27 protein-coding genes are annotated in these 25,270 nt (G+C 67.5%); 17 read left to right on the top strand and 10 right to left on the bottom strand.

Annotated elements, in window-relative coordinates:
• Nucleotide 1: 1 nt before the first annotated feature.
• Complete coding sequence (locus Q7514_RS27490; protein ID WP_330136554.1) at nt 2-2,446, bottom strand: penicillin-binding protein; 2,445 nt, start codon at nt 2,444-2,446, stop codon at nt 2-4.
• Nucleotides 2,447-2,724: 278 nt separating this feature from the next.
• Here Q7514_RS27490 and Q7514_RS27485 point away from each other — a divergent pair, with 278 nt between their 5' ends.
• Nucleotides 2,725-3,048, top strand: coding sequence for a WhiB family transcriptional regulator (locus Q7514_RS27485; protein ID WP_054713697.1), 324 nt, complete (start codon nt 2,725-2,727; stop codon nt 3,046-3,048).
• Nucleotides 3,049-3,147: 99 nt separating this feature from the next.
• Here the strand turns inward: Q7514_RS27485 and Q7514_RS27480 are convergent, their stop codons facing one another.
• Nucleotides 3,148-4,287 (bottom strand): ArsA family ATPase, encoded by a 1,140-nt coding sequence (locus Q7514_RS27480; RefSeq protein WP_330136435.1) that lies wholly within the window; start codon nt 4,285-4,287, stop codon nt 3,148-3,150.
• Nucleotides 4,284-5,297, bottom strand: coding sequence for an ArsA-related P-loop ATPase (locus Q7514_RS27475; RefSeq protein ID WP_330136434.1), 1,014 nt, complete (start codon nt 5,295-5,297; stop codon nt 4,284-4,286). The genes Q7514_RS27480 and Q7514_RS27475 overlap by 4 nt, the downstream gene beginning before the upstream one ends.
• A gap of 53 nt (nt 5,298-5,350) precedes the next feature.
• Between Q7514_RS27475 and Q7514_RS27470 the strand changes: the two genes are divergently transcribed.
• The 3 genes from Q7514_RS27470 to Q7514_RS27460 are packed head-to-tail and all read left to right on the top strand — an operon-like array spanning nt 5,351 to nt 6,766.
• Nucleotides 5,351-5,515 (top strand): hypothetical protein, encoded by a 165-nt coding sequence (locus Q7514_RS27470; RefSeq protein ID WP_132474880.1) that lies wholly within the window; start codon nt 5,351-5,353, stop codon nt 5,513-5,515.
• A 4-nt stretch (nt 5,516-5,519) separates the two neighbouring features.
• Complete coding sequence (locus tag Q7514_RS27465) at nt 5,520-5,981, top strand: RidA family protein (protein WP_330136433.1); 462 nt, start codon at nt 5,520-5,522, stop codon at nt 5,979-5,981.
• Nucleotides 5,982-5,983: 2 nt separating this feature from the next.
• Nucleotides 5,984-6,766 (top strand): MBL fold metallo-hydrolase, encoded by a 783-nt coding sequence (locus tag Q7514_RS27460; protein WP_330136432.1) that lies wholly within the window; start codon nt 5,984-5,986, stop codon nt 6,764-6,766.
• A gap of 87 nt (nt 6,767-6,853) precedes the next feature.
• Here the strand turns inward: Q7514_RS27460 and Q7514_RS27455 are convergent, their stop codons facing one another.
• Complete coding sequence (locus Q7514_RS27455) at nt 6,854-7,528, bottom strand: Crp/Fnr family transcriptional regulator (protein WP_132474876.1); 675 nt, start codon at nt 7,526-7,528, stop codon at nt 6,854-6,856.
• Between the two features lie 197 nt (nt 7,529-7,725).
• Nucleotides 7,726-7,995, bottom strand: coding sequence for a hypothetical protein (locus tag Q7514_RS27450; protein ID WP_330136431.1), 270 nt, complete (start codon nt 7,993-7,995; stop codon nt 7,726-7,728).
• A gap of 81 nt (nt 7,996-8,076) precedes the next feature.
• Between Q7514_RS27450 and nth the strand changes: the two genes are divergently transcribed.
• From nth to Q7514_RS27430, 4 genes are read left to right on the top strand one after another with little or no spacing between them, the layout of a single operon-like run.
• Nucleotides 8,077-8,883, top strand: a complete 807-nt coding sequence (gene nth / locus Q7514_RS27445; protein WP_408016198.1) for an endonuclease III — start codon at nt 8,077-8,079, stop codon at nt 8,881-8,883.
• 5 nt (nt 8,884-8,888) lie between these two features.
• Complete coding sequence (locus tag Q7514_RS27440) at nt 8,889-9,551, top strand: TlpA family protein disulfide reductase (RefSeq protein ID WP_330136430.1); 663 nt, start codon at nt 8,889-8,891, stop codon at nt 9,549-9,551.
• The gene (locus Q7514_RS27435) at nt 9,548-10,246 is read left to right on the top strand and encodes an NUDIX hydrolase (protein WP_330136429.1); all 699 of its coding nucleotides are present in this window, start codon (nt 9,548-9,550) and stop codon (nt 10,244-10,246) included. The genes Q7514_RS27440 and Q7514_RS27435 overlap by 4 nt, the downstream gene beginning before the upstream one ends.
• Nucleotides 10,243-11,433, top strand: coding sequence for a MarP family serine protease (locus Q7514_RS27430; protein ID WP_330136428.1), 1,191 nt, complete (start codon nt 10,243-10,245; stop codon nt 11,431-11,433). Before Q7514_RS27435 ends, Q7514_RS27430 begins: the two co-directional genes overlap by 4 nt.
• A gap of 6 nt (nt 11,434-11,439) precedes the next feature.
• Here the strand turns inward: Q7514_RS27430 and Q7514_RS27425 are convergent, their stop codons facing one another.
• The 3 genes from Q7514_RS27425 to acs all read right to left on the bottom strand — a co-directional run bounded on the left by Q7514_RS27425 (nt 11,440) and on the right by acs (nt 15,040).
• Nucleotides 11,440-12,372: an alpha/beta fold hydrolase gene (locus Q7514_RS27425; RefSeq protein ID WP_330136427.1), complete on the bottom strand. Its 933-nt coding sequence runs from the start codon at nt 12,370-12,372 to the stop codon at nt 11,440-11,442.
• A 13-nt stretch (nt 12,373-12,385) separates the two neighbouring features.
• On the bottom strand, nt 12,386-12,886 hold the full coding sequence (locus Q7514_RS27420) for a phage holin family protein (protein ID WP_330136426.1): 501 nt from the start codon (nt 12,884-12,886) through the stop codon (nt 12,386-12,388).
• A gap of 222 nt (nt 12,887-13,108) precedes the next feature.
• On the bottom strand, nt 13,109-15,040 hold the full coding sequence (gene acs, locus Q7514_RS27415; protein ID WP_330136425.1) for an acetate--CoA ligase: 1,932 nt from the start codon (nt 15,038-15,040) through the stop codon (nt 13,109-13,111).
• 225 nt (nt 15,041-15,265) lie between these two features.
• Here acs and Q7514_RS27410 point away from each other — a divergent pair, with 225 nt between their 5' ends.
• Nucleotides 15,266-16,018 (top strand): Fic family protein, encoded by a 753-nt coding sequence (locus Q7514_RS27410; RefSeq protein ID WP_330136424.1) that lies wholly within the window; start codon nt 15,266-15,268, stop codon nt 16,016-16,018.
• A 415-nt stretch (nt 16,019-16,433) separates the two neighbouring features.
• On the opposite strand, the gene Q7514_RS27405 is transcribed toward Q7514_RS27410, so the two are convergent.
• A complete protein-coding gene (locus Q7514_RS27405) occupies nt 16,434-17,300 on the bottom strand; it encodes an HAD family hydrolase (RefSeq protein ID WP_408016202.1) in 867 nt (288 codons plus the stop codon).
• A gap of 362 nt (nt 17,301-17,662) precedes the next feature.
• Here Q7514_RS27405 and ssd point away from each other — a divergent pair, with 362 nt between their 5' ends.
• The 7 genes from ssd to Q7514_RS27370 all read left to right on the top strand — a co-directional run bounded on the left by ssd (nt 17,663) and on the right by Q7514_RS27370 (nt 22,273).
• A complete protein-coding gene (ssd, locus tag Q7514_RS27400; protein ID WP_330136422.1) occupies nt 17,663-18,724 on the top strand; it encodes a septum site-determining protein Ssd in 1,062 nt (353 codons plus the stop codon).
• Entirely contained in the window at nt 18,721-19,893 is a 1,173-nt protein-coding gene (locus Q7514_RS27395; RefSeq protein ID WP_330136421.1) for a TadA family conjugal transfer-associated ATPase, read from the top strand. The genes ssd and Q7514_RS27395 overlap by 4 nt, the downstream gene beginning before the upstream one ends.
• A complete protein-coding gene (locus Q7514_RS27390) occupies nt 19,890-20,690 on the top strand; it encodes a type II secretion system F family protein (protein WP_330136420.1) in 801 nt (266 codons plus the stop codon). Before Q7514_RS27395 ends, Q7514_RS27390 begins: the two co-directional genes overlap by 4 nt.
• A gap of 8 nt (nt 20,691-20,698) precedes the next feature.
• Nucleotides 20,699-21,268, top strand: coding sequence for a type II secretion system F family protein (locus Q7514_RS27385; RefSeq protein ID WP_408016201.1), 570 nt, complete (start codon nt 20,699-20,701; stop codon nt 21,266-21,268).
• An 89-nt stretch (nt 21,269-21,357) separates the two neighbouring features.
• On the top strand, nt 21,358-21,522 hold the full coding sequence (locus Q7514_RS27380; protein WP_330136553.1) for a DUF4244 domain-containing protein: 165 nt from the start codon (nt 21,358-21,360) through the stop codon (nt 21,520-21,522).
• A 47-nt stretch (nt 21,523-21,569) separates the two neighbouring features.
• Entirely contained in the window at nt 21,570-21,884 is a 315-nt protein-coding gene (locus Q7514_RS27375) for a TadE family type IV pilus minor pilin (RefSeq protein ID WP_330136418.1), read from the top strand.
• A 5-nt stretch (nt 21,885-21,889) separates the two neighbouring features.
• A complete protein-coding gene (locus tag Q7514_RS27370; RefSeq protein ID WP_330136552.1) occupies nt 21,890-22,273 on the top strand; it encodes an Rv3654c family TadE-like protein in 384 nt (127 codons plus the stop codon).
• Here Q7514_RS27370 and Q7514_RS27365 read toward each other — a convergent pair.
• Complete coding sequence (locus Q7514_RS27365; protein WP_330136417.1) at nt 22,252-24,618, bottom strand: DEAD/DEAH box helicase; 2,367 nt, start codon at nt 24,616-24,618, stop codon at nt 22,252-22,254. The two genes, Q7514_RS27370 and Q7514_RS27365, sit on opposite strands and share 22 nt — an antisense overlap.
• Before the next feature lie 353 nt (nt 24,619-24,971).
• Here Q7514_RS27365 and Q7514_RS27360 point away from each other — a divergent pair, with 353 nt between their 5' ends.
• Nucleotides 24,972-25,175 carry a cold-shock protein gene (locus Q7514_RS27360; protein WP_005248460.1) on the top strand — a complete coding sequence of 68 codons (204 nt, stop codon included), beginning with the start codon at nt 24,972-24,974 and terminating at the stop codon, nt 25,173-25,175.
• Nucleotides 25,176-25,270 lie beyond the last annotated feature (95 nt).

Here is a 25,270-nt window from a genome sequence, read left to right as displayed (position 1 = left end):
GTTAGTTGTCCGGATCCGGCGCCGACGGTGTCGTCGTGGCCGCCGGGCTCTCCGACTCGCTCTCGTCGGGCGGCGCCGACTCGGTCTGAGCCGGTTCTTGTCGGCCGGGGACCGGGGCTGGGGCCGACGGCACCGTGGTGTCCGGAACCTCGCTACCGCTCGGCCGTGCGGGCGTTGCGCTCGTCGTCGGTGCCGCACGCACCGATCCGTCACTGATGAAGATCGTCACCGTGGACCCGGGTACCGCCGAGCCGGACGGTGAGCTTCCGGTGACCGTGCCTGCCCTCTCCTCGGCCTTCGTCGTCGATTCCGACACCGAGAATCCCGCGTCCTGCAAGCGCTGCACGGCCCGATCGCGCGACAGGCCCGTGACGTCGGGAACCTGGGCGTTACCTGCGCCGCGGACGTAACGCGGGTCGGTCGGCGGAAGCTCGACGGAACCGAACTTGGTGGCGACCGGAGTCATGGCAGTGAACCAGGTGTGTGCGGGGGCGGTGCCGCCGAACAGGTTGCCGTCGTAGCAGGGGCGGACGGGGTTGGCGCAGATCTGGCCGGGCGTGGGGGAGTCGCCGTAGGTGTAGACGGACCCGGCGTACCGGTTGGTGAAGCCCATGAACGCGGACGACATGTGCGACTCGGTCGTACCGGTCTTGGCTGCCACCGGCAGGTTCCATCCGGTGCTGCCCGCAGCTCCGGAAGCGGTACCTCCGCCTGCGGTGTCCTTGCTCATCGCGTTGGCAAGGGTGTCGGCCAGGCCCGGTTCGACGGCCTGCTCGCACGCCTGCTGCGTGATCGGTACAGGCTTGCCCTCACGATCGAACACGCCGTCGATCGGGGTCGGGGGGCACCACCTGCCGTGTGAGGCGAGGGTGGCAGCCACGTTCGACAACTCGAGGTTGTTGATCCAGGTAGGGCCGAGTGTGTACGAGCCGAGGTGCTGATCTTTCTGCATGTCGGCCATCGACTGCTCGCCGAAGCCCGAGGTGTTGGGCTGTGAGTAGGAACGCATGCCCAGGCGGACGGACATGTCGACGACGGAGTCGACGCCGGTCGCCTCGATCAGTTTCACGAACGCAGTGTTCGGGGACTGCGCGAGTGCATCGGTTACCGACAGCGCAGGCGGGTACGGCGCGGCGTTCTCGACGCAGTAGTAGCCGGCGGGGCAGCCACGCGCACCGCCGTCACCGAGGCCCTGTGCGTTGTAGCGGCCGGGCACGTCGAGGACTGCGCTGGTGCCGAGGCCCTTCTCCATCGCCGCGGCGACGGTGAAGATCTTGAAAATCGATCCCGCGCCGTGACCGGCGAGCGAGTAGGGCTGGGGCTGGACCGTTTCGTAGGCGTCGCCGTCGAGACCGTAGGTGCGGCTCGATCCCATGGCGAGGACACGATGGGAGTCCTGGCCAGGCTCGATCACGTTCATCACTGTTGCGACGTCGTCGACGGTCGGGCTCGTGTATTGATCGAGCGCGGCCTTGGTCGAACTCTGCACTTCGGGATCGAGCGTAGTGCGGATCATGTATCCGCCCTTGTCGATCTGCTCTCGTGACAGACCTGAGTTCGCGAGGTACTGGAGTGCGTACTCGCAGAAGAATCCGCGATCGCCCGCTGCGATGCAGCCGCGAGGCAGGGTGTTCGGCTCGGGGAGGACACCGAGTGGTTCGGCCTTCGCCGCCCGGATCTCTTCGGCCCGCTCGGGGATGTTGTCGATCATCGTGTCGAGCACGATGTTTCGGCGGTTGGTCACGCCCTCTTCGTTCGTGTACGGGTTGAGCGCGGAGCTGGACTGCACCATGCCCGCGAGCATGGCTGATTGCGTGACGTTCAGGTCTTTGGCGTCGATCCCGAAATAGGTCTGGGCGGCGTCCTGGATGCCGAACGAGCCGTTTCCGAACGGCACCAGGTTCAGGTAGCGGGTGAGAATCTCGTCCTTCGACAACTCTTCGTCGAGAGTGAGTGCCATCCGGATTTCGCGGATCTTGCGGGCCGGTGTGGTCTCGATCGCCGCGCGGCGTTCCGCGTCGGTCTTCGCCACGACGTGCAGCAGGTAGTTCTTCACGTACTGCTGGTCGATCGTGGACGCTCCCTGCTCGACCTGTCCGCTACTGGTGTTGGTGAGGAAGGCGCGGATGGTGCCCTGCCAGTCCACGCCTTGGTGTTCGGGGAAGCGCTTGTCCTCGATCGAGACGATCGCGAGCTTCATCTCGTTGGAGATCTGGTCGCTGGGTACCTCGAAGCGCCGCTGGTCGTACAGCCACGCGATCGGGTTGCCGGCGGAGTCGACCATCGTCGTGACGGCGGGAACGATCCCCTCGACGAGTTCGGCGGAACTGTTGTCCACGGTGTCCGCGGCGCGATTCGACACGTACCCGAATCCGCCCGCGGCCGGGAAGAGCATTCCGGCCACGAGGACACCGCCGAGGGCCGTGCAACCGGCAAGTTTCGCCACAGTACTTCGGATCGACACGGGTACACCCTACGTGCCGATCGGAGCAGGCGACGATTCCAGGGAGGCGAAACGCCGTCCGACGTGCAGCTATGCACGGGCGTACCAGAAAAGGTTTCGTTCGCCTTGCGCGCGGGCATCAGTTTACCTAGATTGAGACAGCAGTGTGATGCAGGTAACACCTCGACAGTGAAGACGTACAAGTTTTTTCATGCTAAGTGCAAAATTGTGCGTCCTCGGGAACTCCGTGCACCGGAGTTCGGGAAGCAAAGGGGAACTGAATGCACCTGACCACTCCTATGACCAGGCTCGACGTCGACGAAGAAGAAGCACGCATCGCCTGGGTTTCGAAGGCTCGATGCCGCGAGGTAGACCCCGATCAGTTGTTCGTCCGAGGTGCGGCACAGCGGAAGGCGGCGGTGATCTGCCGACACTGCCCCGTGATGCTGCAGTGCGGCGCGGACGCACTCGACAACCGCGTCGAGTTCGGAGTGTGGGGAGGGATGACCGAACGTCAGCGTCGTGCACTCCTCAAGCAGCACCCGGAGGTCGAGTCCTGGTCGGACTTCTTCGAGGCGCAGCGGCAGCACCAGAACGCGGTATGACCGCGAGTCTGTGAGAGCCGCGAGCCGGTGAGAGAACTGCCTGTGTGACGACGCCGGAGCACGCACGACGGGGAAGGTCGTGCGTGCCGCCCGGAACACTCAGGCCTGACGGGTCAACTGGTCGCCCACCGCCCGCAGCGCTTCGAGGTCCGACACCTCGAAAGGCAACGACGGCACGCCGACGACCGGCACACGTGGATTCGCCGAGGTGAATCCACGCAGGAGGCGGACTTCTCGCTTCGCCGTCACGGCGCGATGCGCGTGGATGCGGAGCACGGCCTCTGCGGCGGGCGCATCCTCACCACCCTGTTCGGCCAGGAGGTCGGCCGAGGTCAACGCATGGTCGGCCGGCACCGACGACAACGTGGGGTGCGTCCGGTTGAGCACGAGACCCGCAAGCGGCATCCTGTCGCCGCTCAGCCGTTCCACGAAGAACGACGCCTCCCGCAGCGCATCCGGTTCCGGGGCCGCGACGACCATGAAGTGCGTTCCGGGTTGCTGCAAGAGCTGATAGGTGCGGTTGGCGCGGTCACGGAACCCGCCGAACATCGAATCCAGCGACTGCACGAATGCGGACGCATCCGACAGCATCTGGCTGCCCACGATCGTCGACACCGCCTTCAACGCCAAGCCCATTGCACCCGTCACGATCCGGCCGAGTCCACGACCCGGGGCAGTGAAGATACGGATCATCCGACCGTCGAGGAAAGCGCCGAGGCGCTGCGGTGCGTCGAGGAAGTCGAGGGCATTCCGTGACGGCGGGGTGTCCACGACGATGAGATCCCACTCGTCGCTCGCGGCGAGCTGGCCGAGTTTCTCCATCGCCATGTACTCCTGCGTACCGGAGAACGACGACGCCACCGTTTGATAGAAGGGGTTGTCGAGGATCTGCTGGGCCTTCTCCGGCGTGGAATGCTCGAGCACCATGTCGTCGAACGTGCGCCGCATGTTCAGCATCATCGCGTGCAGCTCGCCCGTCGCGCCGGGCTCGAGCGGCACCTTCTGCGGCGAATTGTCGAGCTTCTGCACACCGAGCGCCTGGGCCAGCCGCCTCGCCGGGTCGATCGTGAGCACCACGACCTTGCGACCCTGCTCCGCCGCGCGCAATGCGAGCGATGCCGCCGTCGTCGTCTTACCGACACCCCCGGACCCGCAGCACACGATCACACGCGACGTCGGATCGTGGAGGATCTTCGCGACATCGAGCACCGGTGCCGTGCGCACCGTCCGCTCGGTCATCGGACACCCTGCTCGGCGAGAAGCTCAGCGAGCTCGTACAGTCCGCCGAGGTCGACCCCGTCCGCAAGCAGCGGTAGAGACATCCGTGCCACCTTCACGTCGTCGAGTTGGGCGGCGCTGACCTGCTGCGCCTGCAGTATCGAGGCATGCTCGATGGTCTCTGTGAGCAATCCGGCGAAATCGTCGTCCGAGAGCGTCAACCCGACCCGTTCGAACGCGGACCGGATGGATCCGGCGGGGATGCGGCCGTCGGCGACGTCGTCGACGAGTGTGTCCGGCAGATGCTCGGGCTCGGTCCTGTTGACGATCACCGTGCCCATCCGCAGGTCGGCTGCCTCGAGTTCGTCGACCGCGTCGGCCGTCTCCTGTACGGGCAGTGCTTCGAGCAGCGTGACCAGGTGCACGACGGTCTCGTCGGAATGCAGTAACCGCACGACACCTTCGCTCTGCGAGCGGATCGGTCCCGACTTCGCGAGGTCGGCCATCGCCTTCGTCACATCGAGGAAGCTGCCGATCCGGCCGGTGGGTGGAGCGTCGACCACGATCGCGTCGTACAGGCGCTCACCGGACTTGTCGGTGCGCACCACGGTCTCCTTGATCTTTCCGGTGAGGATCACATCGCGGAGTCCCGGAGCGAGTGTCGTCGCGAACTCGATCGCGCCGATCTTGCGCATCGCGCGGCCCGCGAACCCGAGGTTGTAGAACATGTCGAGGTATTCCAGGAACGCCGCCTCGATGTCGATCGCGAGGGCCATGACCACTCCGCCCCCCTCAGCGGTTGCGATCTTGGTCTCCACCGGAGGCAGCGGCGCCACGTCGAACAGCTGCGCGATTCCCTGCCTGCCCTCGGTCTCGACGAGCAGAACCTTCCGGCCCCCCGACGCGAGGGCAAGCGCTATGGCCGCCGCGACGGTGGATTTTCCGGTGCCCCCCTTGCCGGACACGAAGTGCAGTCGCGCCCGCGCGGCCTTGGCCGGCCATGTGCCGGAATGAGATGTCTGTGTCGCCACGGTGTCGAGCCTATAAGTCGTCAAGCGGGAAAGGCGCCGGATAGGGTCAGGTCATGAGTGAATTGACTACGTGGGAGTACGCAACCGTGCCCCTGCTCACGCACGCGACCAAGCAGATTCTCGACACCTGGGGTTCCGACGGGTGGGAACTGGTGACGGTTCTGCAGGGACCCACCGGCGAACAGCACGTCGCGTACCTCAAGCGTCCGAAGAGCTGACCCCATGGCTGAAACCTGGACCGCACGTCTGACCGAACTCGGGATCACCCTGCCGCCGGTCGCCAAGCCGGTCGCCGCATATGTGCCGGCCCTGCGCAGCGGGAACACTGTCTACACCTCGGGCCAGCTTCCCATGGTCGACGGCACCCTGGCGTACGTCGGCAAGGTCGGCTCCGACGTGTCCGCCGAGGACGCGAAGAACGCTGCCCGTATCTCGGCGCTCAACGCCCTGGCCGCAGTCGATGCCCTCGTGGGTATCGACAATGTGGTGCGGATCGTCAAGGTCGTCGGATTCGTGGCCTCGGCCGACGGATTCACCGGACAGCCCGGTGTCGTCAACGGAGCCTCGGAACTGCTGGGCGAGATCTTCGGCGAGGCCGGCGCTCACGCGAGATCCGCCGTCGGTGTCGCCGAACTTCCGCTCGCTGCGTCCGTCGAGGTAGAGCTGATGGTCGAGGTGCGCTGATCATGGCGCTCGTTCATCCTGCCTATGGGCAACTGCGACAGGTAACCGAGAATGCGGCGGTGCTACTCGCCGAGAATCCGTCGGTGATGTCCCTCGAGGGCACCAATACGTGGATCCTGCGCGCACCGGACAGCGACGAGTGCATCGTGATCGACCCGGGTCCGCTCGACGAGGCGCACCTCGCGCGTGTCGCGCAGGTCCCGGTCGCGATGACACTCATCAGTCACCGACACTTCGACCACACCGAAGGCGGTGAGCGTTTCGCGGAGCTCACCGGAAGTCCGGTTCACGCCGTGACACCCGAACACCGGCACGGCGGCGGTACCGAGCTGTCCGGCGGCGACGTCGTCGAAGCCGGGGGACTCCGCGTTCGGGTCCTCGCCACACCGGGGCACACGGCGGATTCGCTGTCGTTCGTTCTGGAGGACGATCGGAGCGTCCTCACCGCCGACACGATCCTCGGGCGGGGAACGACCGTGCTCGACGACACGGACGGCGACCTCGGCGACTATCTGGGTTCGTTGCGGTCGTACATCGAACTCGGCCCGGGGTACACGGTGCTACCCGGACACGGTGCGGAACTGCCCGACCTCGAGACGATCGCTCGGGGATACCTGGCGCACCGGGAGCAACGACTCGACCAGGTTCGCAGTGCGTTGCGCACCCTCGGTGACGAGGCCTCGGCACGGCAGGTGGTCGAACACGTGTATGCCGACGTCGACGAGTCTCTGTGGGGCGCGGCCGAGAAGTCGGTGAACGTCCAGCTGGCATATCTGCGCGGGTAGCCCGCAGGGCAAGAACGAACGAGCGAGGCCGGGACACCCCATGGTGTCCCGGCCTCGCTCGTAAGCGGAGTCTGTCGGAGATGGTCCCTAGCGGGCGCGACGCGCCAGACGCTCGGAGTCCGAGATCAGCACGCTCTTGCCTTCGAGCCGCAGCCAGCCGCGGTGCGCGAAGTCTGCGAGCGCCTTGTTGACCGTCTCGCGGGATGCGCCGACGAGCTGGGCGATCTCTTCCTGTGTCAGGTCGTGGGTGACACGGAGCGCACCCGCTTCCTGGGTGCCGAAACGCTGTGCGAGCTGCAGCAACGCCTTGGCGACACGACCGGGGACGTCGGTGAAGATCAGGTCGGCGAGGCTGTTGTTGGTGCGCCGCAGACGACGGGCGAGCACGCGCAGGAGCTGCTCCGCGATCTCGGGCCGCTGGTCGATCCACGCCTTGAGCGCTTCACGGTCCATGCTCACAGCACGCACCTCGGTGACGGTGGTGGCGGTGGAGGTGCGCGGGCCCGGGTCGAAGATGGACAGCTCACCGAACATGTCGGAGGGGCCCATGATCGTCAGCAGGTTCTCGCGACCGTCCGGCGAGCGCCGCCCGAGCTTGATCTTGCCGGAGACGATGATGTACAGGCGATCGCCCGGTTCGCCCTCGTTGAAGATGACGTGGCCGCGCGGGAAATCGACCGGTTGCAGCTCCTTGATCAGCGCCGCAACCGCAGAGGGCTCGACTCCTTGGAAGATGCCTGCTCTGGCCAGGACCTCGTCCACGTGCGCTCCTTTTGGGATGATTCTTGTTGTTCTTCAACTGGCGGGTGTGCACGTCCAAGGCATCCCGGCAAGGGTCACCATTCCGGCGTACGGACGCCAAGTCTACTGTGCCTGCCGCATGTGTGAGTGACCGACACCACGGAACCTTTCCGTATATGTCGGGTCCCGCCCTCGAATGCTACCGGCCGGTACCTGCGTCAGCTCGCGCGGCTCGCGTCCAGGAGATCCGGAGTGTCGACGGAATCGGAGGTGTCGCTGCGCCTCCGACGGCGGTTGAACCGGGCCAATGCGCCGGGGAATCCTTCGCGGGCGAGTGCGTGGACGTCGTCGTGGTCCGCCTGGTCGAGGAACTCTTCGACCTCCTGCTGGCGAACGGACAATCGACTCAATCGCGATTCGACCCTTTCCATGGCGAGTGCAAACAGCATGAGCAGCACCGGGAGAAGTACGACAGCAAGAGCTTGCATGACGGGAAGTAAACACGGGCAAGATCTCAGAACAGACACGGGCCCCGGATTGAGTCGGACCCCTTACGTACAGTGGTCCAGGTGCAACCGACCCCGTCCGAGAGCCTCGATTCGAGTCCTGTTCGCGCCGCAGATCGAAGCCCGCGCAGGTCACGTCGGACTCGGGGCCCCGAGTCCCACCTCGGTCTGGTCCGGCGCGCACGGCGGATGAACCGACGCCTCGCGGAGGCCTTCCCGCATGTCTACTGTGAGCTCGATTTCACCACTCCGCTCGAGCTCGCGGTCGCGACGATCCTGTCCGCACAGTGCACTGATGTACGCGTCAACCAGGTCACGCCGGCTCTCTTCGCGCGTTACCCGGACGCTCGCTCGTACGCGGAAGCCGACCGCACCGAACTCGAGGAGTACATCCGCTCCACCGGCTTCTACCGCAACAAGGCGAATTCGCTGATCGGCCTGGGCCAGGCATTGCTCGAGCGTTTCGACGGCGAGGTTCCGCGCCGCATGAAAGACCTCGTGACGCTCCCGGGCATCGGCCGGAAAACGGCGAATGTGGTCCTCGGTAACGCCTTCGATGTGCCGGGAATCACTGTCGATACCCACTTCGGGCGGCTCGTGAACCGGTGGAAATGGACCGACGAAACCGACCCCGTGAAGGTCGAGCATCTGGTCGGCGAGCTCATCGAGCGTAAGGAATGGACCCTGCTGTCCCATCGGGTGATCTTTCACGGGCGTCGGGTCTGCCATGCACGTAAGCCGGCGTGTGGAGTGTGCGTGCTCGCGAAGGACTGCCCGTCCTACGGGATCGGGCCCACCGACCCGCAGATCGCCGCGGGGCTCGTGAAGGGACCGGAGACCGAGCATCTGCTCGAGCTCGCCGGGCGGTGAGGGTGGTGCGTCCTTCGAGCGCAGGCCGTTGGAGCCTGGCGGCACTGGTCGTCGTGATCGCGCTGATCGTGGCCATCTGGCCCCGCGACAGCGACACCCCCGACCCTGGTCCCACCGACGGTCCGGGCACCTCCGCAGCACCCGTCGACCGTCGTCCCCAGGACGACGCGCAGGCGCTCGCCCCACTGCGCGCCGCAGCGGACCTACTGCCGTGCCCGGCGCCGACCGGTGCACCTCCGCAGGGACCACTCGCCGGATCGGTCTTCGAGTGCGTGGGAGACGGCAGTGCCGTCGACCTCGCCGCCGGGCTCGCCGGCCGACCCGCCGTCATCAACCTCTGGGCATGGTGGTGCGCTCCGTGTGCCGAAGAACTTCCGGTGCTCGAGGAGTACGCGCAGCGTGTGGGCGACGCAGTGTCGGTGGTGACCGTGCACACCGATCCCAACGAGGCGAACGCGCTGGACCGGCTCATTCAGTACGACGTCCGGCTGCCCGGCGTGCAGGATGGTTCGGGACGCGTGCAAGCAGCGGTGGCTGCCCCGGCGGTACTGCCTGTCACGGTGCTCGTGCGCGCCGACGGTTCGGTCGCCGAGGTGTTGCCCCAACCGTTCCGCAGCGCCGACGAGGTGGCCGAGGTTGTCGAGACACATCTGGGGGTTGTCGCATGATGCCGTACTGGCTGCGGCGTGTCGCCACGGTCGAGCCCACCGATCCACACGGACTCAATCCCGTCCTGACCCGAGAAGCTCCGCACGGGACGGTCACGCGCCAGGCGTCGGTGCTCGTCCTGTTCGGAGGATCGCCCGAGCCCGACCCTCTTGCCCGCGGTGGTCTGCCGGCCGACGCAGAGGTACTGCTCACCCAGCGCGCCGCAACCATGCGCCAGCACAGCGGGCAGGTCGCATTTCCCGGTGGCGCCGCCGACCCCGAGGACGACGGCCCCATCGCGACAGCCCTGCGTGAGGCGCAGGAGGAGACCGGACTCGACCCGCACGGGGTCCGACCGCTGGCGGTGCTTCCCGAACTGTTCATTCCGCCGTCGGGGTTCGACGTGACCCCCGTCGTTGCGTACTGGGAGAAGCCCAGCCCGGTAGGGGTGGTCGACCCCGCCGAAGCGGCTCGCGTCGTGCGTGTACCCCTGCGCGATCTGCTCGAGCCCGACAACAGATTCCAGGTCTCCCACCGGATGGGGTATCGCGGCCCGGCATTCCAGGTCGACAGCATGCTCGTGTGGGGTTTCACCGCGGGCGTTCTCGCGGGACTGTTCGCAGTGTCGGGGTGGGAGATCGAGTGGGACCACAGCGACGTCCGTGATCTGGAAGTGGTGCAAGCCGAACTCGAATCGGGGGTGATCGACGCATGACCGGATCGGGTTGGCTCGACCTCGTCCTCGTCCTCGTCGTGATCATCGCGGCGTCGTCCGGCCTGCGACAGGGGGCGGTGGCGTCGGCGCTGGCATTCCTCGGGGTGCTGTTGGGTGCCGTGGCCGGCATCCTCATCGCACCGCACGTTCTCGTCCATGTCGACGAGGGACGGCTGCGGATACTGGCGGGGATCGTGTTGATCATCGTGCTGGTGGTGGTCGGGGAGGTCGCGGGCATGGTGCTCGGCCGGGCCGCTCGCAGCAGCATGCACAGCCCCAGCGCCCGCGCGGTCGACAGCGTGATCGGCGCGGGACTCCAATCTGTGGCGGTACTCATCGCCGCGTGGTTGCTGGCCATCCCGTTGACGTCCGCGGCGCAACCGCAGATATCCGCGGCGGTGCGCGGATCGAAGGTGCTCGGTACGGTCGACAATCTCGCGACCGACTGGATGCGGGCGATCCCCAACGAGTTCTCGGCACTTCTCGACACCTCGGGGCTACCCGAGGTGATCGGGCCGTTCGGTCGCACACCGATCGCCGAGGTCGCCGTTCCCGACGGCACACTGCTCGACGGGCCGATCCCTGCGCAGTTGCATTCGAGCGTGCTGCGCATCAACGGTGTCGCGCCGAGCTGCCAGAAGGCGCTCGAAGGGTCGGGCTTCGTGGTGTCGCCCGAGCGGGTCATGACGAATGCACACGTCGTCGCCGGCACCGCGGCCGTGACCGTCGAGAGCAACGGGCGTGCACTCGACGCGGAGGTCGTGCTGTTCGACCCGGCGGTCGACGTGGCGATTCTCTCGGTCCCGGGCCTGACTGCGCCGCCGCTCGCGTTCTCCGCGACCCCGGCGGAGTCGGGTGACGACGCCATCGTCCTCGGGTATCCGGGTGGCGGACCGTACACCGCCAGTGCGGCCCGAATCCGCGAAACCCTGGATCTGCAGGGACCGGACATCTATCGCAGCGGCACCGTCGAGCGGGAGGTCTACACACTGCGCGGGCTGATCCAGCAGGGTAACTCCGGTGGACCGCTCGTCGATCCGCAGGGGCAGATCCTGGGCATGGTGTTCGGTGCGGCCGTCGACGATACCGACACCGGTTTCGCGCTCACCGCATCCGAGGTGAGCCGTCAGCTCGCGATGGCCGACTCGATGGTCTCCGCCGTCGAAACCGGGGCGTGCATCGTCTGATGCTCTCTAGAGTGTGCGGGTGAAGTCCAGAAGTGCTGCCGTCACGTCGTCGGGCTTCTCCTGGTGTGCGTAGTGACCTGCTCCGTCGATGAACTTGATGACTCGGCCGGGTGCGTGGCGCACACAGCGACGCAGGGTCGCGGCCATCACGTACGGATCGAGCGCACCGTGCATCTGCAGGACAGGAAGGGTCAGGGTGACGTCCATGGCCTTCATGAACCGGCGGCCGTCGGGTCGCCACTGACTTCGGAACGCCCACCGCTGATATTCGAGGCTGCAGTGCGCGACTCCGGATATTCGGACCGCTGAGCGCAAGCGGTCGATGACTTCCCGGAACTCCGCACTGTGCTGCCAGTCGCTCCCCGAACGGATCCGCACGAGGCGTTCGATCTCGGCGCCGTCGTCGCGTACGAGGAGCCGTTCGGGTCGCCACGGCAGCTGATAGGCGAGGAAGGTGGGCAGCAGCGCCTTGCGCTGAGCGCGGTCGCGAAGGGCAGCATCGCGGAGCGAAATCGGGTGCGGGGAGTCCACGACCGCGATCGCGCGGACGAGTTGAGGGTGCAGAACTGCGGTGGCCCAGCACACGAGACCCCCGTCGGCGTGGCCGACGAGAACCGCCTCGGTGTATCCCAGCGCCCGGATGAGTCCGGCGACGTCGGCCGCGAGGGTCCAGCCGTCGTAACCGCGGGGTGGCTTGTCGGTGTCGCCGTAGCCACGCAGATCGATTGCGACCGCACGATATCCGGCGTCGGCGACCGCGGTGAGCTGATGGCGCCACGACCACCACAGGTCGCCGAAACCATGAATGAATACCACCAACGGCGCGCCGGGCGCGGTGCCGTGGGCTTCGACCGCGTGCAGTCGGATGCCGTTTGCGTGGATGTCGCGATGGGTCCACGGTCCGTCGTAACGGACCGTGGACGGATCCGGTGGCGTCAATGTGGTGATTGCGTCAACGAGCCGCGTGTTGCGGGCGATGCACATCGGCATCGTCGCCGGAATGCGGCAGAACCGTCTTCGCCTGCTTGAGCGAGTCGATGGTCTTGTTGGGTGCCCGTAGCTTACGAACCCGCAGGTAACCGATGAGCGCGAATATGGCGGTCACGACCACCATCAGCAGGAAGACGATCAGGAACGCCAGCCAGCGGGCAACCCACACGTCGAGCAGTTCGGCGAGGAAGAAGAAGAAGAAGAACGAGCTGAAGATCAGTACAGCGAGGGCGAGGATGAAGAACAGACTGCCCTGCAGGCCCTTCTTGACCTCGCCGGTGACTTCGGCCTTCGCGAGTTCGACCTCGGCACGGAACAGCGTGGACACCTGCGCGGTCGCGTCACGGACGAGTTCGCCGATACTCGCGTCCCGCGGGGTCGGGGTGTGTACCTCCGTCAGCGGAATGCCCGAGATGCTGCTCGGCGCCCCGTCTCCCGGCCGGTTCCCGTTCGTGACGCTCACTAGTCGACCCCTTCAGGTTGGTTCGTTCGTGCTTGCGGTGGGCTCGCCCACGCCGTAACAGTAGCGCCGATCCAGACGTGGGGGCGACGAGTGACATAGCGCGGCGGCGGCATTTGTGAATTCTTCCGGTACTTCGAACTGATGACACCACGGCGCCCTCCCGGAACGAATTCGGGGAGGGCGCCGCGTCGAACGCGTTACTTGTTGCCGCGTCGAGCGGGGTTACTTCTTGCGGATCGCGTCGAAGACCGCGGGGTCCACCAGCGTCGAGGTGTCGCCGAGTTCACGACCCTCGGCGACGTCGCGGAGCAGGCGTCGCATGATCTTGCCGGAACGGGTCTTGGGCAACTCGGGAACGATCGTGATCTGCCGCGGCTTCGCGATCGGGGAGATCTCGACGGCCACGTGATCGCGCAGTTCCTTGATGAGTTGGTCGCCGGTGTTCTCGACGTGCTCGAGCAGGATCACGTACGCGACGATGCCCTGACCGGTCGTGTCGTCGGCCGCGCCGACGACGGCGGATTCCGCGACAGCAGGATGGCTGACCAGAGCGGATTCGACTTCGGAGGTGGAGATGCGGTGCCCGGAGACGTTCATGACGTCGTCGACGCGGCCGAGGACCCACAGGGCGCCGTCCTCGTCGTACTTGGCGCCGTCGCCTGCGAAATACCAGCCCTGCTCCTCGTAACGGGACCAGTAGGTCTCGCGGTAGCGCAGCGGGTCGCCCCAGATTCCGCGGAGCATCGCCGGCCACGGCTGGTCGAGCACCAGATAGCCGTTACCGCCGGCGCCGAGGGGCGTGGCTTCGTCGTCGACGATCTTCGCGGAGATGCCGGGCAGCGGTGCCATCGCGGAGCCCGGCTTGGTGGCGGTGATGCCGGGCAACGGGGAGATCATGATCGCACCCGTCTCGGTCTGCCACCAGGTATCGACGATCGGGGTCTTGCCTGCGCCGATGACCGCGCGGTACCAACGCCATGCTTCGGGGTTGATCGGTTCGCCGACCGAGCCGAGCAGCCGGATCGACGACAGGTCGTGGGCGTCGGGGATCTCGCGGCCCCACTTCATGAACGTGCGGATCAGGGTGGGAGCGGTGTAGTAGATCGAGACGCCGTACTTCTCGATGATCTCGAAGTGGCGGTGCTCGTTCGGGGAGTTGGGGGTGCCTTCGTAGACGACCTGGGTGGCGCCGTTCGAGAGCGGTCCGTACACGATGTAGGAGTGTCCGGTGACCCAGCCGATGTCGGCGGTGCACCAGTAGACGTCCTTGCCCGGCTTGTGGTCGAACACGTAGTGGTGGGTGTAGGACGCCTGGGTGAGGTAACCGCCGGAGGTGTGGACGATGCCCTTGGGTTTTCCGGTGGTGCCGGAGGTGTAGAGGATGAACAGGGGATGCTCGGCGTCGAACGCCTCGGGCGTGTGTTCGGGGGAGGCCTTCTCGACGGTCTCGTGCCACCAGAGGTCGCGGCCGTCGGTCCACTCGACGTCGATGCCGGTGCGCTGGACCACGAGCACGTTCTGGATCGACGCGGCTCCGTTGACGGCTTCGTCGGCGGCGGTCTTGAGTGGAGCGGCCTGGCCGCGGCGCCACTGCCCGTCGACCGTGACGAGAAGTTTGGCTTCGGCGTCGTCGATGCGTGAGCGCAGTGCGGTGGCGGAGAACCCGGCGAAGACGACGGAGTGCGTCAGGCCGAGGCGGGCGCAGGCGAGCATCGTGATGATCGCCTCGGGGATCATCGGCATGTAGATCGCGACGCGGTCGCCGGCGACCAGACCGAGGTCGGTGAAGGTGTTCGCGGCCTTCGAGACCTCGGCGAGCAGGTCGTTGTAGGTCAGCGACCGGCTGTCGCCGGGCTCGCCCTCGAATGCGATGGCGACCCGATCGCCGTTACCGGCCTCGACGTGCCGGTCGACGCAGTTGTAGGCGACGTTGAGGGAGCCTCCGACGAACCATTTCGCGACGGGAGCATCGGACCAGTCGAGCACCTGTGTCCAGGGTGTGGCCCAGTCGAGGCGCTGGGCCTGGGTGTCCCAGAACGCGAGCCGGTCGGCGTCGGCGGCGGCCTGCAACTCGGGACCTGCGTTGGCGGTGGCGGCGAACTCGGCGCTCGGCGGGAACGCCTGCTGATCGTGGTCCTGGGCTGCGCTCGTCATGGTGCGGTGGCCTCTTTCCGGGTCGTGGCAAAACAGTTCGGACCCCAGTGAGCGTAGTCACCTGTGACGCGGATCGCACCGTTGCACGATGCTGCAACCTGCTCACATGCGCTGATCGGTCGTTGTCGCGCGACGGGCGGTCGGCAACGGCGACGAGTGGCCCCTGGGCGAGCCCATCGATGGGCCGTGGTGATGTTCGCAGCTCACGCCGGTACCGTTCGGGCCGTGACCGATCCGCTTCAGCCCATTCTCGATCTCCCCGGCGTGCGCGACGCGGCAGACCGCGCGCGTGATGCCCTCGCCGAAGTCCACCGTCATCGCACGAACCGTCGCGGCTGGCCGAACACCGCGGCGGAGGCCTCGGTGCGGGCTGCGCGAGCATCGGCGGCGATCGACGGTGGATCCACGGAGCTTCCGCCCCCGGGGGAGACAGGCGATCCGGTGCTCGCGGGTGCGTTGCGGGTCGCGCAGTCCCTCGACGGTGACGCGCTCGCAAATCAAGTGTCGACGTGGCGCCGCGCGCCTCTACAGGCGCTGGCCCGCCTCCACCTGCTCGCCGCAGCCGATGTGGTGGACGATCGGGAGCAGCTGGGCCGGCCTCGGTCGGAGCCGGGGGTGGCGGAACGTCTCGACGGTCTCGCTCAGCTGGTCACGGGAGGAACCTCTGTGCCTGCGCCGGTGCTCGCGGCCGTGGTGCACGGCGAGCTCTGTTCGCTGAGCCCCTTCGGTGTGGCCGACGGCGTCGTGGCGCGTGCAGCGTCGCGGCTGGTGTGTGTGGCTTCCGGGCTCGACACCCACAACCTCGGAGTGCCCGAAGTGACGTGGATGCGGCGAGCGCAGGCTTACCGCGACGGACTCGCAGGCTTCGGTCAGGGCACCGACGTGGGTGTCGGTGGCTGGGTGATCTTCTGCTGCGGTGCGCTCGAGGCAGGTGCTCGCGAGGCGACGTCGATCGCCGAGGCATTCGGCGGTAATTGAGGGCTACCGCGCGACCTTGGAATTAATTGCAGTGCAGTATCTTTCGGCTGCACAGTCAAAAGCGGGTGGTACGCCGATCATGATCGGTGCGCCACCCGCTAGCACGGAACTTCCGGGTTACCATGCGTGCTGGTGTGGGTTGTGTGTCAACGGCCTCGGCGATGATCCGGGTGTCGGCGGTTCGCTCCCCGCAACGGGTGCGGGGGTCTTGCCTTCGAGGACTCGGAACTCGCAGGCCCACAACGCTTCTGCCCTTATAGTGGCATCGGCTCCGCGTGGGTACTCGGTGTCCGTGCTGGGAAACGCGGGCGGGAGATCGAATCTTCTCTTCCGATTCGCTCTTGGCCTCCCGTGCTTCCGTAACTCATTTGTACCCCGTACTTTCGGCGTCGGCAAGCCCCTGGCTCGGAAAGATTCAGTCAGGGAGTGGCGTGAGGCGAAGGTGTTGCCCAGGGCCGTGCCGGCGCCCGGCGAGGTAGACTGCGGCGCCGGTGATCAACGCCGCCGCGGCTCCCGCGACGGCCAGCCTGAGGAGCCCTTTCGCCGACGGCCGGACGCGCCGCGACAACGGCACCGGTCGGGTGAAAGTCAATATGGGCCAGCCATTTTCATTCGCGACACGGCGTAACACCCGGTCGGGATTGACCGCGCGCGGCTTGCCGACGACCTGCAGCATCGGCACGTCCGTCGCCGAATCCGAGTACGCATAACAACGCGCCAGCTCGTAGCCGTGGCGCACTGCGAGTTCGCGAATCGCGGTGCTCTTCGCCTCGCCGAAGCAGTAGAACTCGAGTTCCCCGGCGTACCGCCCGTCGACGATCCTCATCCGACTTGCGGCGCTGTACGAGGCACCGAGTGCCTGGGCGATGGGCGTGACGACCTCCTCGCCCGACGCCGACACGATCACCACGTCGTGGCCGCGGGCGTGGTGGTCCGCGATCAGGTCCTCGGCTTCCGCGTACACCAACGGCGTGACTATCTCGTCGAGGGTTTCGTCCACGATCGAGCGGATCTGTTCGACGTCCCAGCCCTTGCACATCTGCGCGATGTGCTCCCGCATTCGGTCGACGCGTTCCTGGTCGACGGTGGACAGCACGAAGAGCAGCTGTGCGTAACTGCTTGCCAGCACCGCGCGGTGGCTGAGCAGGCCGTGCTCGAAGAACGGACGGGTGAATGCGAGGACGCTCGACTTGGCGATCACGGTCTTGTCGAGGTCGAAGAAGGCGGCGATCCGACCGGACTCGGCGGGATCCGCGGTCGCGTCTGTCACGTGCTCCACCATAGGGCCCGCAGTGCCACTTGCGGAGCCCGGATGAGCGCCACGCCACGCGGATGCTTGAACTTGCAAACACCGAGTATGGAAGGTGTAGTATCGCGACAGTCTGGATATCCAGGCAGTGTTCAGCCCGACCCCCCGGGGCTGAACTCCGACGGCCCTCGCCTCCTCCCCCCCCTGGCGAGGGTCGTCCCTTTTGTTCGGACCAGTTGTCCTACCTGCGCCGATGACGTCCCGGCTGCCGCGCGCGAGTCGCACGGAGTTCCCGCCGCACAGAGTTGTCCACAGGTGCCTGATCCATCCACAGATTCGGCGATACCGGCGAATCGGCCTTCCGCGGCGGCCGCGGAGCCCGCACGCTGTGCGGCATGAACGACGTCCTCGCGCTGATCGGCGACGCGACCCTCCTGGCAAGCCTGCGCCGTGTGGCAGCGGCAGCAGACCGGCAGCTTGCCGAACCGACCGTCCTGCCGCGGCGCCGCGCCTGGCTGGATGCGGGCCTCGTCGTGGTCGACCGCGACGAAGCGCTCGCCTGCGCCGCTGCGCTGCCCCGCAGATCAGGGGTCGTGTTGGTCTGCCCGGACGAACCCGGCCTGGACGAGTGGCAGGCTGCGGCCACGGTGGGCGCCGAACACGTACTGGGTCTTCCCGATGACGAAGTGGAACTGCTCGCCGTCCTCGGTGCGGCGGCCGAACCCGAAGCGGGTGGAGGCACGGTGCTCGCGGTGGTCGGTGGCTGCGGCGGTGCAGGCGCCTCGACCTTCTCTGCCGCACTCGCGTGGGCGGCTGCCGCCCGCGGTGCACCCGGCGTCCTTCTCGTCGACGCCGACCCTTTCGGCGCGGGACTGGACACCCTCACGGGGCTCGAAGAACGCGCCGGCATCCGATGGTCGGGCCTCACGGTCGACTCGGGCAGTGTCTCTGCCCGGGCGTTGCGCGACGCCGTACCCGAATGGCTGTCCGGAGTGGGGGTGCTCGCCGGTGACCGCGGCGCCGAGCGTGTCGGCGCGGCCCCGCTCACCGCGGTCCTCGAAGCAGCGCGCCGTGCGGGCGTGGCCGTGGTCTGCGACGTCGCCCGCACTTTCGACGAGGTCGCCGAGGCCGCGATTGCTGCTGCCGACACCACCGTGCTCGTCACCCAGGCACGAGTGAGTGGCGCGTTGGCTGCAGCCCGGACGGCGGACTGGATCACGGGTCGCGCCGCTACAGCGGGAGTCGTGGTGCGGGGGCCCGCACCCGGCGGTTTGCGCGCAGCCGACGTCGCCGCAGTGGTGGGACTGCCGCTGCTGGCCGCGATGCGTCCTCAGCCCGGGCTCGCAGAGGCCCTCGAAAGGGGCGGTCTGCGACTACGGCAGCGGTCGCCGCTCGTCGTTGCTGCCCTGGAGGTCTTCGACTCCTCCGTTCACGCGGGGCCGAGGGGTGCCGCATGAACGATGTCCTCGACGCCGAACTGCTCGACCGGGTACGCGATCGGCTCGCGGCCGAACCGGGAGATCTGTCACCCGCACGGGTCGCGACCGCGCTGCGCGCCGAGGCGGGCGGTGTGCTCGGCGACACCGATCTCCTCGTCGCCCTGCGCCATCTCCAGACCGAGCTCACGGGAGCCGGCCCACTCGAAGCCTTGCTCGCCGACCCTACAGTGACCGATGTGCTGGTCACCGCCCCCGACCGGGTGTGGGTCGACTGTGGTGGCGGTCTGATACTCACGCCGGTGACCTTTCCGGACGAGGCCGCCGTCCGGCGGCTCGCGCAGCGTCTCGCACTGTTCGCCGGGCGCCGACTCGACGATGCGCAGATGTGGGTCGACGGTCGCCTCCCAGGACACGGCGAATTCGGCGTCCGCCTGCACGCAGTACTCGCCCCCGTCGCACAGGGTGGAACGTGCCTGTCGCTGCGCGTGCTGAGACCGGCGACGCAGGGGCTCGACGCGTTGGTCGAGCGCGGAGCGGTGCGTCCCGATGCCCACAGACTGCTCCGCAGGATCGTGTCGGCGCGTCTGGCCTTCCTCGTCGTCGGCGGAACCGGTGCGGGCAAGACGACGCTCTTGGCGGCGCTCCTCGGCGCGGTCGATCCCGCAGAACGAATCGTGTGCGTCGAGGACGCCGCAGAACTCGTGCCTGATCACCGACACGTGGTGCGCCTCGTCGCGCGAGCACCGAACGTCGAAGGCGTCGGGGAGGTCACCGTGCGCGATCTCGTGCGTCAGGCATTGCGGATGCGACCGGACCGGATCGTCGTCGGTGAGGTGCGGGGCGCCGAGGTGGTCGATCTCCTGACAGCGTTGAACACAGGTCATGACGGCGGCGCGGGCACCGTGCACGCGAACTCCCCCGACGAAGTGCCCGCCCGACTCGAAGCGCTCGCAGCCCTCGGCGGACTCGATCGCGCAGCCCTGCACAGTCAGCTCGCGGCCGCCGTCCAGGTGATCCTGCACGTCCACCGTGCTCCCGACGGCACCAGGAGGCTCGTCGAGATCGGAGTGGTCGAACGCGACCCGATCGCCGGAGTTCTGGTGGTGCCCGCGTGGACATTTGCCGGCGATGCCGCGCCCGGCTCGGAAAGGCTCGAACGGGTCCTGCGGTCGAGGGAGGGGTCGTGACCGTATCCGCCCTGTGCCTGGCGGGCGCCGTCCTCGCTGCCCCCGGTGCCGACGCGCGCAGGCGACTCGAACGACGCGAAGTCGCATCACCGGCGACGTTGCGCCGACCGAATCGAGTGCTCTGCGCGGTGGTCGTCGCGTCGGCCGGCGCGATCCTCATCGGAGTGGGCGCAGCCGTCGCCGTGGCGGTCGCAGCGGCCACGATCGTGTATCGGCTGCGTCGGCGACAACGGGCTGCGCGTCTCGACACCGACCGTCGGACCCTGCTCTCCGGCCTCGACATGGTGATCGCGGAACTGCACGTCGGTGCGCATCCCGCCGATGCATGCGACACGGCCGCGCGCGAAACCACCGGGCCGACCTCGGCCTCTCTGCGGGTCGCGGCGGCGCGGGCGCGGCTGGGTGGGTCCGCGTCCGACGGATTGCGCGGTGCAGCGAGCGAATTCGAGGCCGAGGGGATCGGCGAGAGTCTCGTCCGGGTTGCCGACGCCTGGTCGGTCTCCGACCGTCACGGACTGGCGCTCGCGGAACTGTTGTCGGCGGCCCGGTCCGATCTCGCGGCCCGTATGCGTATCCGGACGCGAACCGACGCCGGTCTCGCCGGCGCCCGCGCCACGGCGACGGTTCTCGCCGCGCTTCCAGTGCTCGGAGTGGCCCTGGGGCAGCTCATGGGAGCGGCGCCGCTGACGACGCTCCTCGGCGGCGGGCTCGGTGCTGTGCTGCTGGTGCTCGGCACGGTGCTCGTGTGCGCCGGATTGCTGTGGACCGATCGCATCGCCGACAGGGTCGGCCGGTGACCGGGTCGATGTTGCTGCCGTCGTTGTGTCTTGCCGCCGCGCTGGTTGCGGTGCCGGACGCAGGAACACGGCGGTTGCAGTACTTGTACGGATCACCCGTCCCCACAACGAGTATCGCGACCGGAAACGCGCAGGATCCGTATGCGATCGCCGCCGCGTTCGATCTCTTCGCGGCGTGCCTGCGGGCCGGGATGCCGGCAGCATCCGCGGCGGGGGTGGTCGCGGAGTCTGCGCCGCCCGCGCTCGCCGCGGCACTTCGGCGAGGAGCCGACCGCTTGAAGCTCGGTGCCGATCCCGCCGACGCGTGGTCTGCGGACGGCGACGCACTGCTCGAAGACTTCGCTCGCGCCGCCCGGAGATCGGCGAAATCCGGTGCGCCACTGTCCGACATCGTGGCCGAACTCGCTGTGCGGCATCGTATGGAGGCCGAAGACAAAGCCGCCGGCGACATCGAACGCGCAGGTGTGCTCGTGAGCGGTCCGCTCGGTTTGTGTTTCCTGCCGGCGTTCGTGTGCCTGGGCATCGTGCCGGTGGTGATCGGCCTGGCCCGGGGTGTCCTGGGGTCAGGGCTGTTGTGACGTCGACGCGGACCGTCCGCATCGACAGAGAGGGGAAACTCGTGTTCACCGAATCCACAGAAGAAGATGGGTCGTTCGTCCGCCGGGTCGTGAAGGTGGCAGGTGACGACGACGGCATGTCGACGGCGGAGTATGCCATCGGCACCATTGCCGCGGCAGCCTTCGGGGCCGTGTTGTACACGGTCGTGACCGGAGACGGAATCGTGTCGGCGCTGACCGGCATCGTCGAACGAGCTCTCAACACCTCGGTGTGACGGTGTGGGCTCGTGCTCGTCGTGTTGCTGCGCGGGACGAGGGCGGCGTGACAGTCGAAGCGGCGCTCGCGATCGCCTCGCTCATCACAGTTATGACGTTGTGTCTCGGTGCCGTGCTGTGTATTTCGCAGCAGGTGCAGTGTCAGGACGCGGCGCGTGAGGCGGCGCGGCTCGCAGCGCGTGGCGACGAGGCCCGGGCGGTCGAGGTGGCCGCCCGGGTGGCCCCTTCCGGTGCGCACATCGAGGTGGGTACGGAGGACGATCTCGTCGTCGCGACCGTGAGCGTCGATGCGCCGCTACTCCCGATGATCACCCTGATTGCCGACGCCGTCGCGGTCCGCGAACCGGGGGAGGTGTCGTGATTCGGATGGACCTGCGCGACGAGCGCGGCAGCGCGAGCATCCTGGGGTGCTGCATCATGGCCGCGCTCATCACGATCACCGCCACCGTTCTGCACGTCGGAGCGGTCGTGGTGGTCCGTCACCGCCTGCAGGCCGCGGCCGACCTGGCGGCGTTGGCCGTCGCATCGTCACTCGACGGTGGATCCGTCGAGGCCTGCGCGGTGGCGCAGACCGTGGCCGACCGCATGGACGTGGGCGTGCGGAGTTGCCGGATACACGGGTGGGACGCGGTGGTGGAGACATACGCTCCGGTGTCGCCGCTGTTCGGAGACAGGGACGCATCGGCGATCGCCCGCGCGGGACCTGCGCTCGGCGACGAACCGGCCGCTCACGCGGGCGGTGGAGGTTGAGAGCCCAGTGCGTCGAGTACAGCGGTCAACAGTGCTGTCGCACCGGCCTTGTCGAGCGGATCATTGCCGTTACCGCACTTGGGGGAATGCACGCACGACGGGCAGCCGTCGATGCATTCGCATGCCTGCACTGCATCGCGGGTAGCGGTGAGCCACTGGGTGATCCGTGAGAATCCACGTTCGGCGAAACCGGCCCCGCCCGGATGCCCGTCGTAGACGAACACGGTGGGCAGTCCGGTGTCGGCGTGCAGGTCGGTCGACACGCCACCGATATCGCCGCGATCGCACGTCGCGACGAGGGGAAGCAATCCGATGGCGGCGTGCTCGGCGGCGTGCAGAGCGCCCGGAACCCGCTCGGGCGTCAACCCGATCCGGTCGAGCAGTCCCGGTGTCACGGTGTACAGCACCGCGCGAGTGGGCAGGGTCTGCGCCGGCATATCCAACTCGATCCGGTCGAGCACCTCCCCGGAGGGGAGACGCCGGAGATAGGCAACCACCTGCCCGGTCACCTGGACGGCCGCCATCTGCACGGTGACAGGCCCGTACGTCCGGGTCTCCTCCACAGCGACAACTCGAATGTCGGTGACTTCGCGCACCGACGTCGACCACTCCGGATCCTCGGCGTGCACGAGTGCGACGCCGTCGTCGAGGTGCAGTTCGTCGACGACGAAGGTCTCGCCCTGGTGGAGATGCACCGCACCGGGGTGGACGGTCGCGGGTGCACGCCCCGCTTCGACGGTGCCGAGCATCCGGCCTGTGTCGGCCTCGACGATCGCGACCTGATTGCCGATGCCGCCGCGGATGTCGACTTCGGCGTGCGGGTGGGTGTCCGGTGTGACGAACCACCCGTGCGGGCGCCGACGGATCAGACCCTGCTTCGCCAGGTCGGTGAGCAGGTCGTGCGCGTCGAACCCGTCGACCTCCGTGTGCGAGAGCGGCAACTCCGATGCGGCGCACAACAGTTGCGGCCCGAGTACGTACGGATTCGCCGGGTCGGTCACGGTCGCCTCGACCGGCCTGTCGAGCAGTGCCTGCGGGTGGTGCACGAGATAGGTGTCGAGTGGATCGTCGCGCGCGACGAGAACGACGAGCGAACCTTGACCACGCCGTCCGGCCCGACCACCCTGCTGCCAGAAGGACGCAACCGTCCCAGGGAACCCGGCGACGACCACGGCGTCGAGACCTGCGATGTCGACCCCGAGTTCGAGCGCGTTCGTGCTCGCGACACCGAGCAACCGGCCGTCGGACAGGGCTGCCTCGAGATCGCGACGATCCTCCGCGAGATACCCGGCGCGATAGGTCGCGACACGGTCCACGAGGTCGGGCGCCGATTCGGCGAGCAGACGCCGTGTGCCCATCGCGGTGAGTTCCGCGCCGTGACGTGAACGGACGAATGCCAGCGTGCGAGCGCCTTCGACGACGAGGTCGGCGAGCAGCCGAGCGGCCTCGGTACCGGCAGCCCGGCGCACGGGCGCACCGTGCTCGCCGGTGACTTCCCGCAGCAGCGGTGGTTCCCACAACGCGACGGTGCGCGGACCGTGGGGCGAGCCGTCCTCGGTCACCTCCGCGCACGGCGCTCCGATCAACCGCGAGGCGGCGGTTCCCGGATCGGCGGTGGTGGCGGAGGCCAGGATGAAGACCGGGTCGGCGCCGTAGTGGTTCGCGAGGCGTCGCAATCGGCGGATGATCAGCGCGACGTGCGACCCGAAGACGCCCCGGTACGAGTGGCACTCGTCGATGACGACGTAACGCAGCCGACGCAACAGCCGCGCCCAGCGTGCGTGGCCGGGCAGGATTGCCAGGTGCAGCATGTCGGGGTTGGTGAAGATCCACCGAGAATGGCTACGCGCCCATCGGCGCAGTTCCGTGGAGGTGTCGCCGTCGTACGCGCATGGATGGACGGTCGACAGGCCGGGCGTCGCCCCGGTCAGTTCTGTCACCGCGCGCAATTGGTCGGCGCCGAGCGCCTTCGTGGGGGAGAGATACAGCGCTGTGGCCTGCGGGTCGGACGCGAGCGCCGTGAGTACCGGAAGCTGGTAGGCGACGGATTTGCCCGACGCGGTACCGGTGGACACCACTACGTTGTTGCCCGCGACCGCGAGATCCGCGGCGTGGATCTGATGACACCAGGGCTCCGACACCCCTTGTTCGCGGAGAGCGTCGACCACGGAGCCGGCGGCCCAGCCCGGCCAGCGGGCGTGTCGCGCTTTCCGTGCGGGCAGCGCGGCGGTGTGGGTGAGGGGGTGTTCGTTCGATGGCGTGCCGGCGAGCAAACGGTCGAGTAGCGCCTGTCCGTAGCCCGGGGCAGTGGCTCCACCGGGTTGAATAGGTATTGATCTGGTCACACGTCGGCTCCGCTGGATCGAATTCGGCACGGGCGGAGGCGGGCGCGGCGTAGCATCGGCCGCAGACCTCTACCCGCAGGTAATGCTACCGAGCGGCCTACAAGATCAGAATTTTGGCGCGATTGTGCCATACCTACTGTTGTGACCGCCCAGAACATGATTGACTGGCACGCGGTCGCAGCTTCTGTGTTCGTAGACTTGAGAAAGTGCACGCTCGCAGGATCGTGGTTGCGAGCGGTGTGCTTTAGCTCTTCCAACGGGGGATTCGAAAGGTACAGCGGTCGGAATCGGGACCTGGCGGCCGCTGTCCCCAGCGGCTCGTCGAATCCGGTGTTAGAAAGAGAAGGAAAAGCATGGCACAGGGCACTGTGAAGTGGTTCAACGCGGAGAAGGGCTTCGGCTTCATCGCTCCGGAGGACGGCTCTGCCGACGTGTTCGTTCACTACTCCGAGATCCAGGGTTCCGGTTTCCGCACCCTCGAGGAGAACCAGCGCGTCGAGTTCGAGGTCGGACAGGGCACCAAGGGCCCGCAGGCCACCGGTGTGCGCGCTGTCTGATCCGACGCGCTCCATCGAGCACCTCTGAGGGCGATCGCCCTCACCCCCATCGTCCCCTGTCGCCACCGGCGATGGGGGACGATGGCTTTTCGGGG

It is taken from the genome of Rhodococcus artemisiae (assembly GCF_036327795.1).
Classification (GTDB): domain Bacteria; phylum Actinomycetota; class Actinomycetes; order Mycobacteriales; family Mycobacteriaceae; genus Rhodococcus; species Rhodococcus artemisiae.
This window is presented reverse-complemented; position numbering and strand designations above follow the sequence as displayed.